Annotated in this window: 14 protein-coding genes; 12 read left to right on the top strand and 2 right to left on the bottom strand. The window is 51.6% G+C overall.

From position 1 onward, the window contains the following. The first annotated feature begins 10 nt into the window (after positions 1-10). Complete coding sequence (locus B036_RS31850; protein WP_020568430.1) at positions 11-1045, top strand: RHS repeat-associated core domain-containing protein; 1035 nt, start codon at positions 11-13, stop codon at positions 1043-1045. A 3-nt stretch (positions 1046-1048) separates the two neighbouring features. Beyond that, positions 1049-1594 carry a hypothetical protein gene (locus B036_RS28720; RefSeq protein ID WP_020568429.1) on the top strand — a complete coding sequence of 182 codons (546 nt, stop codon included), beginning with the start codon at positions 1049-1051 and terminating at the stop codon, positions 1592-1594. 281 nt (positions 1595-1875) lie between these two features. Here the strand turns inward: B036_RS28720 and B036_RS0109255 are convergent, their stop codons facing one another. Beyond that, complete coding sequence (locus B036_RS0109255; RefSeq protein WP_020568428.1) at positions 1876-2310, bottom strand: Coq4 family protein; 435 nt, start codon at positions 2308-2310, stop codon at positions 1876-1878. A gap of 531 nt (positions 2311-2841) precedes the next feature. On the opposite strand from B036_RS0109255, the gene B036_RS28715 reads away from it, so the two are divergent. The 9 genes from B036_RS28715 to mscL all read left to right on the top strand — a co-directional run bounded on the left by B036_RS28715 (position 2842) and on the right by mscL (position 13052). Further along, complete coding sequence (locus B036_RS28715) at positions 2842-3735, top strand: tetratricopeptide repeat protein (RefSeq protein WP_020568427.1); 894 nt, start codon at positions 2842-2844, stop codon at positions 3733-3735. 186 nt (positions 3736-3921) lie between these two features. Then, on the top strand, positions 3922-5091 hold the full coding sequence (locus tag B036_RS0109245; RefSeq protein ID WP_020568426.1) for a hypothetical protein: 1170 nt from the start codon (positions 3922-3924) through the stop codon (positions 5089-5091). After that, entirely contained in the window at positions 5088-6095 is a 1008-nt protein-coding gene (locus tag B036_RS0109240) for a vWA domain-containing protein (RefSeq protein WP_020568425.1), read from the top strand. The genes B036_RS0109245 and B036_RS0109240 overlap by 4 nt, the downstream gene beginning before the upstream one ends. Positions 6096-6296: 201 nt before the next feature. Further along, on the top strand, positions 6297-6797 hold the full coding sequence (locus B036_RS0109235; RefSeq protein ID WP_044102258.1) for a hypothetical protein: 501 nt from the start codon (positions 6297-6299) through the stop codon (positions 6795-6797). A 174-nt stretch (positions 6798-6971) separates the two neighbouring features. Further along, the gene (locus B036_RS0109230; RefSeq protein ID WP_020568423.1) at positions 6972-7997 is read left to right on the top strand and encodes a VWA domain-containing protein; all 1026 of its coding nucleotides are present in this window, start codon (positions 6972-6974) and stop codon (positions 7995-7997) included. A 93-nt stretch (positions 7998-8090) separates the two neighbouring features. After that, positions 8091-8888, top strand: coding sequence for a tetratricopeptide repeat protein (locus B036_RS28710; protein ID WP_044102305.1), 798 nt, complete (start codon positions 8091-8093; stop codon positions 8886-8888). A gap of 199 nt (positions 8889-9087) precedes the next feature. Further along, positions 9088-10827: a BatD family protein gene (locus B036_RS0109220; protein WP_020568421.1), complete on the top strand. Its 1740-nt coding sequence runs from the start codon at positions 9088-9090 to the stop codon at positions 10825-10827. A gap of 525 nt (positions 10828-11352) precedes the next feature. Then, entirely contained in the window at positions 11353-12333 is a 981-nt protein-coding gene (locus B036_RS0109215) for a hypothetical protein (RefSeq protein WP_044102256.1), read from the top strand. Positions 12334-12590: 257 nt separating this feature from the next. Beyond that, the gene (gene mscL, locus B036_RS0109210) at positions 12591-13052 is read left to right on the top strand and encodes a large-conductance mechanosensitive channel protein MscL (protein ID WP_020568419.1); all 462 of its coding nucleotides are present in this window, start codon (positions 12591-12593) and stop codon (positions 13050-13052) included. Positions 13053-13059: 7 nt separating this feature from the next. On the opposite strand, the gene B036_RS28705 is transcribed toward mscL, so the two are convergent. Continuing rightward, a complete protein-coding gene (locus tag B036_RS28705; protein ID WP_157472096.1) occupies positions 13060-14175 on the bottom strand; it encodes a M42 family metallopeptidase in 1116 nt (371 codons plus the stop codon). 349 nt (positions 14176-14524) lie between these two features. Between B036_RS28705 and B036_RS0109200 the strand changes: the two genes are divergently transcribed. Continuing rightward, the gene (locus tag B036_RS0109200; protein WP_020568417.1) at positions 14525-14848 is read left to right on the top strand and encodes a hypothetical protein; all 324 of its coding nucleotides are present in this window, start codon (positions 14525-14527) and stop codon (positions 14846-14848) included. The last annotated feature ends 217 nt before the right edge of the window (positions 14849-15065 follow it).

Below are 15065 nucleotides of genomic sequence, written 5' to 3'. Positions count from 1 at the left end.
TTTTAATCGCATGGAAAAAGTCCACAATAGTTTTAACCATCCCCGCATGATGTTCGCAAACAAAGACAACGATGGCATTATCGAAGAAACAACTGGGGAAATTTTACAGGAACACCACTATTATCCCTTTGGCCTGGAACTCAACGGCCCATGGAACAACTATGGAGGTGACGACTCTCGGTATCGGTATAATGGGAAGGAGTTTTCTGAGGAGTTGGGGTTGTATGATTATGGGGCGCGGTGGTATGATCCGGCGGTGGCGCGGTGGAGTAGCATTGATCCTTTAGCTGAGGAATACGTCGCATACTCTCCATATAATTATGTTTTGGGCAACCCGATTAGGTATTTAGATCCCGATGGAATGAGAGTCGAAGGGGTTTCTAAAGACGATGCTGAACAAGTTGTGAATGACCTGCACGATATTTTTGCGGGTGATAAATTCTCTAATCTTCGAGCTCTCATAAAACGAACTGGCAAAAAAGGTAAAGGAAGAGCGATCGCAAGTATTGGTAGCGATGACTTAACTGCTGCGTTAAATGGAGTAGAGCTGACCAAAGATGAAGCGGCTCTGGTATCTGAAGTGACAGGCGCAATTAATTCAGAGGATGTTCATAAAGTAGAGTACGTGGATTCTGATGAGAGCCTATCTACTGAGGGAGGCAACGCTTTTGTGGATTACATCAACAGTGTGCAAGAAGGGTTTGGAGATGGAATGAGAGGACCAGATGGGAAAGTTAGTGCTCAGGTAATTCTCAACGGCTTGGGAGGAGAAGGCTTTAATGTCCCAACCGGTAAGGGATCGCATTCATATATTATAGAAGGACCTGGCGCTACTCACTCAGCTGGTAGAAGTACTACTATGGGGCATGAGGTTGTTGGCCATGGTGTAGCCAGTGGCAGGGGAGCTAGCAACCAAGCGAATAATACCCGAGCTATTAGGACAGATAATCTAATAAGAAGAGTCAAAGGTCTTCCAACTCGTGATGGTTCCAATCATGCAGGAGGTAAAGTAGTCGACCCGAACGCGTTACCTAAAAGACAGTAGAATATGTATATCCGTCAACTATTATTATTTTTTACGTTGCTGACAGGCATGACGCTTCTTGGTTGTAGAACAACTACTGAGTTTGATTCTGCTAGTCGTGATTCTATCATTAAGTCTGCTGCGGAGGCTGTAGGTATTGAAAACAGCTATCCGTATTTAGGAATGACCCTATCAAGCGATTGGATTATTCTATTGCATAAGGACACTTCCAACACTTTTGTACAATACTTGTTGAGAAGGTCATCCGATGGGACCATGATAAATTTAGATAGAAAGGTTGTTGTCAAAAAGCAAGAACTTATGACTATTGCATTTGACAGAGAATCGTACCACGATGATTTTATAAGTTTTGAGTCCCCCTTTTTTCAAAAAGGTTATGAATTATCGGTTGGTGGAGAAACATACTTTGTATTCTATGACCATACTGGACGCATGTTGGGAGAAAGCGAACTAACCTTGTTTGTAAAACCAAATCCAATAGACGATAAGGTTTACTACTATCTAGCTAATCAGTTAGTTGAGTCGATTAAGAAGTACTCGGGAGAATAGTCTATACACATGCCTCCCCCCCAATGAATAGCTACTCGCAGGTGCCCTAGCACTTGTCGGGTAGCGGCAATTGGGTGACCTGGCTTTAGTCTCACCCTTCTATGTTCGTCACTAATCCTGGCCGAAAGCGAAAAGCGGCTAAGCCCGCGTAGCGGAATAGACAAGGAGAGTGGGCTTGGCTTAGTCGCGCTAGTAGCAGTCCAGCACATTTAGGGAAGCAATGCCCAACAACCTCATCACTAACTATTTAAGCACCTACCCTTTATTCACATCCAACAGTATCACGACAGCACCTGAATATTAAATTCGTCCCTAATTTCAGCAATCGGAGTATCTAAAAACGGCTGGTACGCTAAAAACGGCCAAGGCTTACGCATCCGTTTTGCCCTGACTATTACTTTTGGAATTACCCATAAGTAGCTAAGTAGATTTCTCAATACATGCTGTACACTGTACATCTTAAACAATGTAAAAGCGCTTACTTCTTTATATCCACGCGTTACTTCCCAGAAGCTCAAGGTTGTCCCAAAAGTTGTCCATATTTTCACTACCCCCTCTCCGTATATGGTGGTATCGCATCCGAAAACAACATGAGCTACATCATGACACCTTATGAACTCCTCCCCTTCTTCAGAATATTTTTTATCGGAGAAATACTTCCCATTCCTTTTACGGAACTGATCGATTCCTTGCTGAAGTGTCGTGTTGTCGTTCATAATTGAGGTGGTTTTATCACTTACCCCCTCAATTTACATTGAAAAAAGCACCCTGCCCATTACAACAGGTCTGCGTGTGCATAACGAAATGCACAACCGGTTAGTAATAGTCACTTAGTGGATGAGTTCGGACGCCCGCAGGTCGACCACCCCCCTCCGCTCCGCTTCACGGTTTGGCCGACGCTACGGGGTCCTGAGCGAGTCTAGGACCCCGTGGTGTCCCGTGCCTGAAGCTGCGTAGCAGTGAGAAGGCTAAGGGCCCCGCGGGCGTCCGGGCCGAAAAGCTTCAATTTGTGCAATTTGTTATGCACAACAGGTCTGCGACAATCATATTGAACGACCTTCGGCGGTCAACCAAGTTGTTCTTCATCGCACCTACGCTCATCAGCGAGTTACAGAATGGTCTTTTTTTTGAAAAATCAATTAGCTACTCCAAGCTTTAAACCCTCATTCACACCCATTAACGTTCATTGACACAATAACCCGGCTGCTCCCGATACCTTCACCGCATCACCAATCAATAGTCCGGAAATGATGCGCTTTAACACCCTACTCGTCTTGTTTTTACTGTCTCTCAACTCCTTCGCCCAGCAAACCTACCTTACTGAAGATAAAGTAACCCACTACTGCGGCCCGGTTACCGAAGCGGAGCTGCGGAACGGCGCGTTCGCCGAGTGGTTTACCGACGAAGACCCTGACTTCACCCTCCCCGATACCGCGCCCGCATGGGCCAGTAACCTCAACGACACCAGGGTTGAAGTCTTCCTCGGCACCTGGTGCCGCGACAGTAAAACCTGGGTTACCCGCTTCCTCAACTACTGGGAAGCGGCCGGCCTCGACACCGACCAACTCAGCTTCGTGGCCCTCTACAACGGCGACGAAAAATACAAGCAAGGCCCCGCCGCCGAGGAAAAAGGCCGGAACATCCACCGGGTGCCCACCTTCATTTTTTCCCGGGAAGGGGAGGAATTTGCCCGCATCGTGGAGCATCCGGTTACGGATCTGGAAACGGACCTGGCGCAAATCGCCCTGGGCCACCCCGTAAGGCCAGCCTACGCCGGGGCCAACGCGATGTGGGAACTGCTGGATAGCCAGCCCATCGACAGCATCTACGCCCACGGTAATAAGCACGTAAATGATATCTACCGGCTGGTCAGCCACAGCACCGAACTCAATACGCTGGGCTACGTCCTCCTCCGGGCCGGGGAGCTGAATAAAGCATCGGTCGTCTTCCACTTCAATACTTTCCTCTTCCGCTACGACCCCAATACGCACGATAGCTACGGGGAAGTGCTGGCGCTTGCGGGGAAGACCGAAGCCGCCATCAAAAGTTATGAAAAGGTACTCGCCTTTAAGCCGGAGGATGAAAATGCGCTGGCGCAGTTGGCGGTGCTTCGGGGGAAGCTGGAGAAAATTGAAGAATAACAGAGGGAGAGAATAATTGAAGGATTAAGGAACAGGTTTCTTGTTCCCCGGCATTTATGCCGGAGCAACACTTTCCGGCATAAATGCCGGGGAACAAACCCACTCTTTTTAAACCAGCTCTGGGAAGCCTGCGCCAAAATCGTTAAGTTTGCCATCCTTTAGGAAACAACAGACTTCCCCAACCGAATGACCTCACGCCTACTCCTCTTCGTCTGCTTACTGGTAAGTCAGTTGCTGCCCGCGCAGCAATCGACCAACGATGGGGTACTGGCGCGCGCCAAGCTCGCCACCAACAGCATCGAAATCGGTGACCAGATCTGGCTGCAGGTCAACATCTCTGCACCTCCGGGCACCACGGTTACGGGCCTGCAGGAGGGTTTCCTCAATACCATCGACGGGATCGAGGCGCTGGAAGAAAAAGCGCTGAATACCGTTGCTGAGACACCCGAGTTGCTCCTGGAGCAACGCTTCCTCATCACTAGTTTCGACACGGGGTACATCGCCATCAATCCATTACCCTACGTTTTTCGTGCTGCCGACGGACAACTGGACACCTCCTACACCAATGACCTGCTGCTGCACGTCAACGCCATCCCCGTTGGCGACGACAACGACCTGCGCCCCATCAAACCCATCATCGAGGAGCCACTGAACTGGCTGGATTTCTGGCCGCTTTACCTCCTTGTTGCTCTCGGCTCCGTCGGTTACGCCCTGTACCTGAACCGCCAGCGGCGGCAACGGCAGGCGCCACCTCCCCCACCTCCTCCGCCAGCGGACGTGATCGCCCTGCGCGAACTAGACGCCCTGGAAGAAAAGAACCTCTGGCAGCAGGACAAAACCAAAGAATACTACAGTGAGCTGACCCGCATTCTGCGCGAGTACCTTGAAGGTCGCTTCAACGTTCAGGCCATGGAAATGACCACCCGCCAGATCACCTCTGCTTTAGGGCAGAGGACGGACTTCGGCCAAAGCCAGGGCAAAGAATTGAGCCAGTTGCTGCAGCTGTCTGACCTGGTAAAATTTGCCCAGGCCCGGCCAGCCGTTGAGCTGCACGCCGAAGGGCTGAACCGGGTGAGAACGTTCGTGGAAGAAACGGGCAAAATACCGGAGCCCGATGAAGAAGTCCTTGCTCCCGCACCAACGGGCCTGGCGCTCGACGTCAACGAAGAAGGCATTGCACTAATTAAAGTAGATGCAGCAGGAAAACCGTTGGACGAAGCAACCTCGCCACCTCGCCCTGCTCCTTTAGTCCCCCCTGCACCTGCGACCGCGCCTGAAGAGTCCGGTAGTAAGAGAGTCAGAGAGTCAAGTAGTCAAACAGGCGACGAGTTAACCCGTAACGAAGAAGAGGAATGATAAGCTGGTGGAATCAATTCGAGTTCGTTTTTCCCTGGCTGCTCCCGCTGCTGGTACTGCCACCGTTGATCTGGTACTGGCGGTTCCGGAAGCAAGATAACCAGGAGGTGAGCTTGCGCCTGCCGAGCACCAAGTCGATCTCCGGCCTGGGCAGCTGGCGTAGTACCCTTCGCCCCTTTTTGCCCCTGCTGCGCGTAGCGGCCCTGTCTGCCCTCATCATCGCCCTGGCCCGCCCCCGGCTGGACCTGAGCGAAGAATCCGTCACGGCCGAAGGCATCGACATCGTGCTAACGCTCGATCTTTCTACCAGTATGGGCGCGACCGATTTTGCGCCCAACCGCCTCGAAGTAGCCAAACAGGTGGCCCGCAACTTCGTGAGTCAACGGGAGTTTGACCGCATCGGCCTGGTCGTTTACGCCGGAGAGGCCTACACGAAATCACCGCTGACGGTAGACAAAGAGATCATCGACCGCTTCATCGCCGAACTGCAGATGGGGGAGATTACCGATGGTACGGCCATTGGCACCGGCCTGGCTACGGCGGTCAACCGCCTCAAGGACAGCGAGACGGCCAGTAAGATCATCATCCTGCTGACCGACGGTGAGAACAACGCCGGCTACCACAGCCCCGAACTCGCCGCCGAACTCGCCAAGGAATTTGGCATCCGCGTATACACCATCGGCGTCGGTAGCGGGCAGGAAACCCTGATGCCCAGCAGCCCGCTGGGTGGCGGTCGGTACACCTTCAAACCAACTCGCGGTACCGTCGACGACAAACTCCTCGCCTACATCGCCGAGACCACCAACGGCCGCTACTTCCGCGCCCGCGACACCGAAGAGTTGGAGTCCATCTACGACTACATCGACGAGCTGGAAAAAACGGAAATCGAAACTACCGTTTTCAAACGCTACGAGGAACAGTTCGGGCGATTCCTGCTGATCGGACTGGGGCTGTTGTTGTTTGAGACAGTACTGCGGTATACGGTGTTGAAGACGGTGCCCTAAGTAGAGTAAATAGTGGATAATGAGTAGTGCTACCGCACGGCTTTGCTCGCTGCGCTCGTATGGCAGGCTTCGTTGTAAATCATTTTCTTCTTTTCTTTGTTGCTCTTCAAGGTGCTCAATTTTGAGGCCACAGGCCAGCTAAATTCTACAGCCATTAATCTCCAGTCAGCTCGAGAGCAACTCCATAACGTTTACGCACTTATGCTCATCGATGGCCGGCCTGGCTACGAGCAGGTGGCCTTTCGGGAGCACACCTTTGAGGAATTGCTCACCTTTCTGGCCATGGTGCCGGTGGAGGGCATTACGGAACTCATTTACCGATTATCTGACGGGGTGCCGGCCATCAAGATTGCCGAGCTGTACAATGTTTTGTGCTGGAGCGCGGAGAACCGTGGGGGTATCGCGCTTGAAGAGATACAGGAATGGTTTTACGGTAAGCAGGCCCGGCGGATCGAAATTGCGCTGCAGGTCGATATTTTTCCGAGCAACAGCATGCAGGAGTGCCAGCGAATTCTGGCGGAGATTGAGCAGAAACACCGCCACCTGAAATACCTGTGCCGGGCCGTCGGCAAAGAAGTGAATCACCGGCTTAAGGAGGAAGAAAGCTGGGCGAAGTACCGCCGGGATACCTTTGAGATGCCTAAGGAGATGACGCCTTCGATTATGGGAATAATTAAGGGGATAAAGAAGGGGAAGGAGTAAAAGAATGGGAAAAGGGAGAATGGGGGATTAGCTGCCGCAAGCGCCCTTCGGCCATCAAACGACCTTGTGGTTGCGTCAGGAGTTCCTCAATAATTGAATCAAACCTTCGTACCTTAGCCTTCCCGAAATTCAAGCCGACCGTTGCAACAATTGCAACCCCTGCAACAACTGCCCATGTTCCGACTCCAAAATCCTGAATACCTCTGGCTTTTACTTGCCGTCCCCGTTGTGGTGGGCATCTTCCTGTGGTACTGGAGACGCCGCCGTGTCGCCCTGGAGCAATTTGCTGACCGGGAGCTGATCGAACAACTCGCCCCGGGCATGAACCGGCGTCTACCCTGGACTAAGTTCCTGCTGGTCCTGCTAAGTATCCCGTTACTGTCTTTTGCCATGACAAACCCGCAGTGGGCCGCCGAGACCCAGGAGGTAAAACGACGGGGCATTGACGTGGTGATCGGCCTCGACGTCTCCAACTCCATGCTGGCCGAAGACGTGCAACCCAGCCGGATGGAACGTTCCCGCTATTTTGCTTCCGCATTAGTAGACGAGCTGGTGGGTAACAACATCGGCGTAGAGCTTTTCACCTGTACTTCCCTGATGCAGGCACCGTTGACGACCGACTACGCCTTCGTCAAGTCCGTCATCTCCTCCGCCGGGCCATACCAGATCAGTGCCCAGGGCACTAACCTGGCCGAAGCCATTGAACGGGCAGAGGAAGCCTACGAAGACGAAAGTGCCAACCACCGCGCCCTGATCCTGATCTCTGACGGGGAAGACCACGACGGCTCTGCCGCCGCAGCCGCCAGTAAGGCGAACGACGCGGGCTTGCTTATTTATACCGTTGGCGTGGGCAAACAGGAGGGCAGCTTTATGCCGTTGGATTTGCCCAACGGCCGCAAAGACTACGTACGTACCGGCAACGGTGGCCCCGCCACCACCAACGCCAACCCGGCCACGCTGGAGGCTATTGCCAGCCAGGGTGGTGGCAAGTACTATCCCCTGTCTGGCGACAGCAAAGCGCTGGCCGAGGCCATCCGCGCCCACGTTGACCGGATCGAAAAACAAGAGTTCGAAAGCCAATCTTTTTCCACTTACGACAGTTATTTCTATTACTTCCTTGCCCCGGCGCTATTGCTGCTGCTCGTTGAGTTCAGCATTGGGCGTAAAGACCGGAAGCGGGCGGCGGAGTTGGAGATTTGAGCGCTGGTGGACGCAGGTCCGGTTGCTCTGGTGAACGCTCAAAGATCCCTGCGGGACACTTTGAGGCCCGTCTAAAATGAAACGATTATGATTATGCAATTTAAAAGGTGGCTTTTCCTACCCATATTCCTTTTAGCCTTTACGCCCTTACTCGACGCTCAAACCAGCCACCGGGCTTTGCGCAATGGTAATAAAGCCTATAAGGATCAGAATTTCAACGAGGCCAAATCCGAATACAACCGGGCCCTGGAAGCGGACAATTCGGCCAAAGGAAACTACAATCTCGGCAATGCCCTGTTCGAAGGCGGTGACTATGAAGAAGCCGCTAAAAAATACGAGGAAGCGGCCAGTCTGAGTACCGACCCCACCATCACCTCCAGTGCTTACCGGAACCTGGGCGACGCCCAATACCAACAAGAGAACTATAAGGAAAGCGTAGAGGCCTACAAGCAAAGTCTTCGCATTAACCCCGACGACAAAGAGACCAAATACAACCTGAGCAAAGCCATTCGCCGCCTCCAGCAGCAGCAACAGCAGGAACAACAGCAACAGCAGAATCAGGATCAGCAGGACCAACAGGACCAGCAACAACAAGATCAGCAGGGCCAGGGGGAACAACAAGACCAACAGCAGCAGGACCAGCAAAGTGAAGGGGAGCAACAGCAGGACCAACAGAGCCAGCAGCAGCAAAACCAGCAGCAGCAGGATCAACAGCAACAGGAGAGTAACCAAAACCAACAAGGCGAACCGCAGCCGAATAAGGACCAACCAAAGATGAGCCGCGAGGAAGCAGAGCGACAGCTGGCCATTGCTGCAGAGGCAGAAAAGGAAACGATGAAGAATTTGCAGAAGGGGGCCCGGTCCGGGTGTAAGGACGGGAAGGATTGGTAGTCGAGGTATCGGGTTGTCAAAGTGTCGAAATATAAAGTTTTCCCGTTCTCTCGTTATCCTGTTCTCAGGACGTTCATAAGATTTCCAGGGTGCGAGACACCTTGACAACCCGACAACTTGACAACTAGATAACCCGACAACCCGACAACTTGATACTCCGACAACTTGACTATAGCTTTGATTTGACTAATTTTGCCCAATGCGTCCAGCTTTATTTATCCTCTTTCTCTTTACCTGTTTTTTCGCTACCAAGGCGAAAGCCCAGCAACACCAGGACATCACCTTCAGCGCGGAGATGGACAAGGAGAAGATGTTACTGAACAGCACCGTTGAGTTCCGGCTGGTCCTGCGCAACGCGCAGGGCTCCGACCTTCAGCCACCGCCTTTTAGGGACTTTAACGTCCTCCGTGGCCCGCTGCGGAGTATGGGGACAACCATCATCAACGGAGTAGGCTCCAGCCACATTACCCATACCTGGCAATTGCAGCCCAAACGGCTTGGCGAACTCACCATCGGCCCAGCCACCATCCGCACCTCAGGGCGAACCTACCGCACCAATTCCCGGAAAATACAGGTGCTGGAAGTTGACGCCGCTGCCGCCTCCTCCTCTCCCGATGATTTTCTTCGGGCGGAGCTCTCCACCGATACGGCCTTTGTGGGCGAACAGATCATTCTTAACCTTAATCTTTACTCCAGCACCAACGTTATTTCCCGCAACCTCGTCCAGGAGCCAGATTTCGATGGCTTTTTCGCCCAACCACGGCGGCAGTATGATGGCCGCCCACGCGCGGTCATCGAAAACGGGCGGGAATATCAGCGTCGTACCCTGGGTAGCCTTGCCCTTTTCCCCACCAAGAGTGGCCGGATCACCATCACGCCGTACCGCATGGTATTGGGTGCGTTGCGGTACCGGAGCAACAGTACCTTTTCCCGTCGTTTCACGGAGCAGATACCACTCAACACCGATAGTCTGTACGTAGTCGTGAGTGAGCTGCCTCAGCCCCGGCCAGCCACCTTCAGTGGTGGCGTAGGTACCTACCGCCTGCAGGTACAGGCCGACCGCGACCAGATGACCACCGACGATGCCCTAACCCTACGCATTACCGTTACTGGCGAAGGCGACATCGAACGACTGGACGCCTTTCCGCCGGTAAGCGATAAAGATTGGGACATTTACGATCCGGAGATCATCCAGGAAGAATTTCTGGACAGTCCTACGGGGATGCTGGGCCGTAAGATCTTCGAGTATAAAGTCGTTCCGAAGCGCGCGGGCAAGTATGCCCTTAAGCCAGGACTCACCTATTTCAACGTCGACAGCGCCCGTTACATCACCGACGCCCCTTCCTCCTTCAACATTACCGTAACGGGAGGAACCGGAGCCGCCACTTATGACGTAGATACCACCGCAATTCTGGAGACCAAGCTGACCCTACTTCCCGTTACCGAGTTACCCAACGGACGGTCTTACGGCAGTGCTCTACCCAGCAGACCATGGTTTTGGGGACTGTTCTTCTTGCCGTTGCTGCTGGCTGGTGGTTTGATTGGCCTTCAGCGCTACCGCAGCCACCTTGACGCCCGCGACCCCATCGAACTGGCGCGGGAACGTGCCGCGAAGGCAGCGACCCAACGCCTCAAATCTGCTAAAATCCACCTGGACCAGGTGCAGGCCCGCCCGTTTTACGATGCCGTTGAAGGTGCCCTGTTCGGTTACCTCCGGGATAAGTTTCAACTACCGATGGCCGAATTAAACCGGCGCAACATCAAGGATCGGCTGACGGCTGCCGGAGCCGACGCTCAACTGACCGATCGCTATGACAAATTGCTCCAACGTTGTGAAATGGCCCTCTACGCCGGGCAAGACAAAGCTGACGATCTCGCCGCTGCCTACGAAACGGCCCGGGAGCTGATTACGGATACGGAACGGCAGACTGGGGCTTAGTCAACAGCCAGCCTGTGCTAGTATTAATCAAGCGCTGTGAGGGTGGGTATTCGCGTTGAAAACACCTCAACAAGCTTAACGACGAGGCCAGGCAGAGTTTCTCCGGGGTTAACGCACCTTCAAATTCTTCTATACCTGAACAACTAGTAAGTTAGGTTCAAGACGGCTTCGACAGGCTCCGCCAGCGGTTGAACTGAGTGTAGCCCGTCCCTGAAATAAAAATCTCGCCAACGCAAACTGCGACTGGCGAGATTAAATAGTAGGGAAACTTCATAGAATCTCAAAACGAGTACATGGGATTAAGCGAACAAGTACATGGAATTAAACTAACAAGTCAGCTGTGTAAGCTTATTATTGGGCAAAGGACGATTTACTTCAGGACCTGACTTTCCTCTATGACGGAGAAATTCTTACTTTAGGACCTCGCCTGGAAAATATTTCTTATTTTTTTTGCTCCAGGCCGTTCTCTCCGTGATGGAGTCCCCTTCAAGCTATACCTTTAGATCTTCAGACCCCCTAACTTACGTGCTTTCCCTTTTTCGAACCAATCAGGCATCTGCCGGGCTATTTCTGTTTTTATACGCCCTCATTTTACAGCTCCCCGTAATCTTTGGCTGGGTGGAGGCTGCTCCCGCTTTAGCCCAAAGCGGCGTTGGGGGCACCTGGTTGATGCAATGGACAAAAGGTCAATTTTATCTTTCTGCTCTTCTCCCCGTGCTGTTCGTCACCATCCAGGGCATCATTGCCAATGTGCTGGTCACCCGCCACCGGATGTCACGCAAGATCACCCAGTTTCCAGGTTTATTCATTATCCTGTGTTGGGCCATCGTGCCTTCTTTTCGGGCCCTGCATCCGGTTCAACTCGCCAATATATTATTACTTCTTGCCCTTCTTTCCATGGGGCGACTGTATAAGAATGAAGAACCAGCAGTGCCGTTGTTCAACGCCGGCGCCTGGCTCGGTGTGGCCGCGCTTTTTTCACCAACCTATTTGGTGCTCCTTCCTGCCTTCATTATTGGAATAGGCATTCTTCGAAGAATAACGTTCAAGTCAATTTTTCAACTCCTCACTGGCACCGCCGTCATTCTCTCGCTGGTATTTTCTTATGCCTACATTACCGGGGCGCTACCTGCCGCACTAAGTATTCAATTTTCGGCGCTGGGGTGGTGGCAATCAACCTCATTCCCCTCCCTTCAGCTCCCTGGCCTGATCACGCTGGCGGTCTTGCTCTTACTGTCCATAGTTGCTTATGGGATTATTGTACGACTGCTTAACATCGAGGGGAAGAAAAACGTCGGTATTCAATATTGGATGCTCTTATTTTTGCTCTTGAGCATCTTGGTTAGTGGGGCATCCGAAATCCCCTACTTTCAGGCCATCACCGCTCCATTAGGTGTCGTCCTTGGGTTGCGGTTCATCCTGCTTTCCGATGGTAAAGCTGAATTTTATCACCTCGTCTTATTTACCGTTGCAATGAGTGCCACTATTTGGACGGTATTTAGCTAGCGTTTTTTCAGGTGGCGCGCACGCAGGTGCAGAGAAGCGTTGAAGGGAACAAAGAAAGACCGCCGCAAGCAGGTATGGTGGGTATCCAGTTATTGAAGACACCGTGATCTTTGTGGCAAAGCTGGCCTGACAGGGCTGCAATGGCCAATTAAATGGACAAATATTTATGCCTTCAGCCACCAGCCTAAGAAAAAAAGGCAACGATTGCACATCATGACAAACTCTTGGTTATAGCTTAGGAAAAACTAAATGACCCTATGAAGAATTTCATCCAAGAGTTCAAGAAATTCGCTGTTAAAGGCAACATGATAGACCTTGCTATAGGTGTAGTCATCGGAGCGGCCTTTAACAGGATTGTTGATGTGCTGGTAAAAAAGATTATTACTCCTCCCCTGGGGTACCTGACGGCCGGGGTAGATATTGCCGATATGAAATGGGTGTTAAAAGAGCCCGTAAAGGCCGCCGACGGCACCATCACAGATCCTGGCGTTGTGCTCGGGTATGGTGCCTTTATCGAAGCGATGATGGACTTTTTCATCGTGGCACTTACCTTGTTCATCGTCATCAAGGCGGTCAATTCTCTTAAAGAGAAGGCTGAAGATGAAGGCAATAAGACCGTACCGACGCCAAAAGATATACAGCTCCTCTCCGAAATCAGAGATGAAATGCGCCGCATGAACGGGGGAGCCGCAAAAGAGAGTCCGGCAACCAGCGAGTAGGTAAGAATTAGAGCCAGTCGTATCCCCCTGAAGCAGATTTGCCAGCATCCTGATGTTCGCCCTGACCGTGCTGACCGCTGAAGTCCCAGTCGTACGTATCTAATCGGCCGATGCCAGCTGCCAGTAGGTTAATGGTATGCTCAATATCTTCCTGATGCGCCATTTCTATGCTCTGGTGCATGTTGCGAAGTGGGGTGGAGATAGCTCCGGCAATCGCTCCTTTATTGCCATAACGCTGGATGGCTGCCGTGTCGGTCCCACCGGCAGGGAGTAGTTCCATCTGGGTCTTGATACCATCAGCTTTAGCCACCTCTTTGAGGTAGTTCACCATCCGGTAATCAGAAATTACGGAACCGTCGAGAATTTTTATCGCCGCTCCTTCTCCCAGGCTGGTCACCGATTCATGCGCGCTGGACCCAGGCACATCGTAAGCAATGGTAACGTCGAGCCCGAAACCGAAATCCGGATCGATGTGACCAACGCTTCCGATGGCCCCTCTCAGGCCAACTTCTTCCTGAACGGTAAACGTGGCGTAAAGATCGTAGGGCAAATCCTGATCTTTCAGCCGGCGCAGCGTCTCGATCAGGATAAAAACCGACACCCGGTTGTCCAGCGATTTACTGGTGACACAGTCACCAATTTCAATAAGCTCGCGTTCGCGGGAAATAGGATCCCCGATCCGGATCCATTTTTCAACGTCCTCTTTGGTCATGCCCGTGTCGACAAAGTACTCAGAGATAGGAATTACTTGTTTACGCTCCTCTGGCTTCATGATGTGGATGGGCTTGCAGCCCAGTACGCCAATAACATCTTTGCGGCCATGGATAATCACGCGCTGTGCCGTCAGTGTTTTAGGGTCAAAACCACCAAGTGGCAAAAACCTAAGGAAGCCTTTTTCGTCAATGTGGTTAACGATAAAGCCGATTTCGTCCATGTGGGCAGCTACCATTACCCTCTTGGGGACTCTCCCTTTCATGATGGCAATTACGTTGCCCATATTATCCACTTTCACTTCGTCTGCCAACGATTTGACTTCCCGCAATACCAGCTCCCGAATACGGCGCTCAAACCCGGAGACCCCGGGAGCTTCACAAATAGCTTTGAGTAAGGATAAATTTAACATGATGTCTCTGTGATATTTAATTCCGGCGAAGGTAAGGTTTGGCCGGGAATGCGGCATCAAGTAGGTGCGTCTGTTAGTTTTTTAAGGAGGTTCGTTTAAAGTTTACACCAAGGCATTAAACTTATTTCATATATTTGCGTCAGGGCTTGCTGTTCGCCTTTTCAACACTCTCATCAATATTTTCTTATTCCACCTACCTTTCTTCTACTGGAAATAGGATGCTTTTTAGATTTATTTTACAACACAACACAAGGCTGTACGCTGTCCACGTAAGTTTCTCGAATAAAAATTTGCCTTCGTCCCTCCCGGGCGGAAATCACCATTTTTTTATCCCAGATACTATAACAACATGAAGTTCATTTTCTCATCCTTACTACTAGTCATTGGCTTATCTGCCAATGGCCAAACGACCATTAACCTTAGCGAAGACCTCGTGTTGACCGAGACGCTGGAAATCAGTGAAGACGTCACCTACAATGGCAATGGTTTCAAACTTATTTGCGAAGGTTGCAATCCTGCAATCCGCGTAACCAATGGTGCCCGTGTACATTTCGAAGACGTAAAATTCGTCAAGTCCTATGCTAAATGGATGCTGGTCGAAGGCGGTCCTTTAGGCAGCGTTACCTGGAGCAGCAACAGAATGAAAGGCTACATCCGTCGCGGCGGTGAGTAAAACGAGCCTGCTCAGTTCAAAAACAATTACAACACTTTCATTGGGATTTTAATAAACAGTTTTTAGATAGCCAGTTACAGCCAATCGGCTGTAACTGGTTTTTTTATCAGCACACTATCTCCAAACCGTAAGGTTTGGGATACCGATGACTTGAAATCAGTAGCGTTTGCAGGCGCTCAGCACCAGGCAATTCCCTAAACCACTTCATGATCCGTAT

The sequence above is a fragment of the Neolewinella persica DSM 23188 genome, assembly GCF_000373105.1.
Classification (GTDB): Bacteria; Bacteroidota; Bacteroidia; order Chitinophagales; family Saprospiraceae; genus Neolewinella; species Neolewinella persica.
Note: the sequence above shows the minus strand (reverse complement) of the source record. Positions and strands in the feature narration are given on the sequence as shown.

What these genes read in the sequence shown, in the direction of transcription:
- B036_RS0109255 (WP_020568428.1), bottom strand. Translation starts at nt 2,310, where the DNA reads ATGAACGACAACACGACACTTCAGCAAGGAATCGATCAGTTCCGTAAA.
- B036_RS0109200 (WP_020568417.1), top strand. Translation starts at nt 14,525, where the DNA reads ATGAAGTTCATTTTCTCATCCTTACTACTAGTCATTGGCTTATCTGCC.
- B036_RS0109245 (WP_020568426.1), top strand. Translation starts at nt 3,922, where the DNA reads ATGACCTCACGCCTACTCCTCTTCGTCTGCTTACTGGTAAGTCAGTTG.
- B036_RS0109235 (WP_044102258.1), top strand. Translation starts at nt 6,297, where the DNA reads ATGCTCATCGATGGCCGGCCTGGCTACGAGCAGGTGGCCTTTCGGGAG.
- mscL (WP_020568419.1), top strand. Translation starts at nt 12,591, where the DNA reads ATGAAGAATTTCATCCAAGAGTTCAAGAAATTCGCTGTTAAAGGCAAC.
- B036_RS0109230 (WP_020568423.1), top strand. Translation starts at nt 6,972, where the DNA reads ATGTTCCGACTCCAAAATCCTGAATACCTCTGGCTTTTACTTGCCGTC.
- B036_RS31850 (WP_020568430.1), top strand. Translation starts at nt 11, where the DNA reads ATGGAAAAAGTCCACAATAGTTTTAACCATCCCCGCATGATGTTCGCA.
- B036_RS28720 (WP_020568429.1), top strand. Translation starts at nt 1,049, where the DNA reads ATGTATATCCGTCAACTATTATTATTTTTTACGTTGCTGACAGGCATG.
- B036_RS0109220 (WP_020568421.1), top strand. Translation starts at nt 9,088, where the DNA reads ATGCGTCCAGCTTTATTTATCCTCTTTCTCTTTACCTGTTTTTTCGCT.
- B036_RS28715 (WP_020568427.1), top strand. Translation starts at nt 2,842, where the DNA reads ATGATGCGCTTTAACACCCTACTCGTCTTGTTTTTACTGTCTCTCAAC.
- B036_RS28710 (WP_044102305.1), top strand. Translation starts at nt 8,091, where the DNA reads ATGCAATTTAAAAGGTGGCTTTTCCTACCCATATTCCTTTTAGCCTTT.
- B036_RS0109240 (WP_020568425.1), top strand. Translation starts at nt 5,088, where the DNA reads ATGATAAGCTGGTGGAATCAATTCGAGTTCGTTTTTCCCTGGCTGCTC.
- B036_RS28705 (WP_157472096.1), bottom strand. Translation starts at nt 14,175, where the DNA reads ATGTTAAATTTATCCTTACTCAAAGCTATTTGTGAAGCTCCCGGGGTC.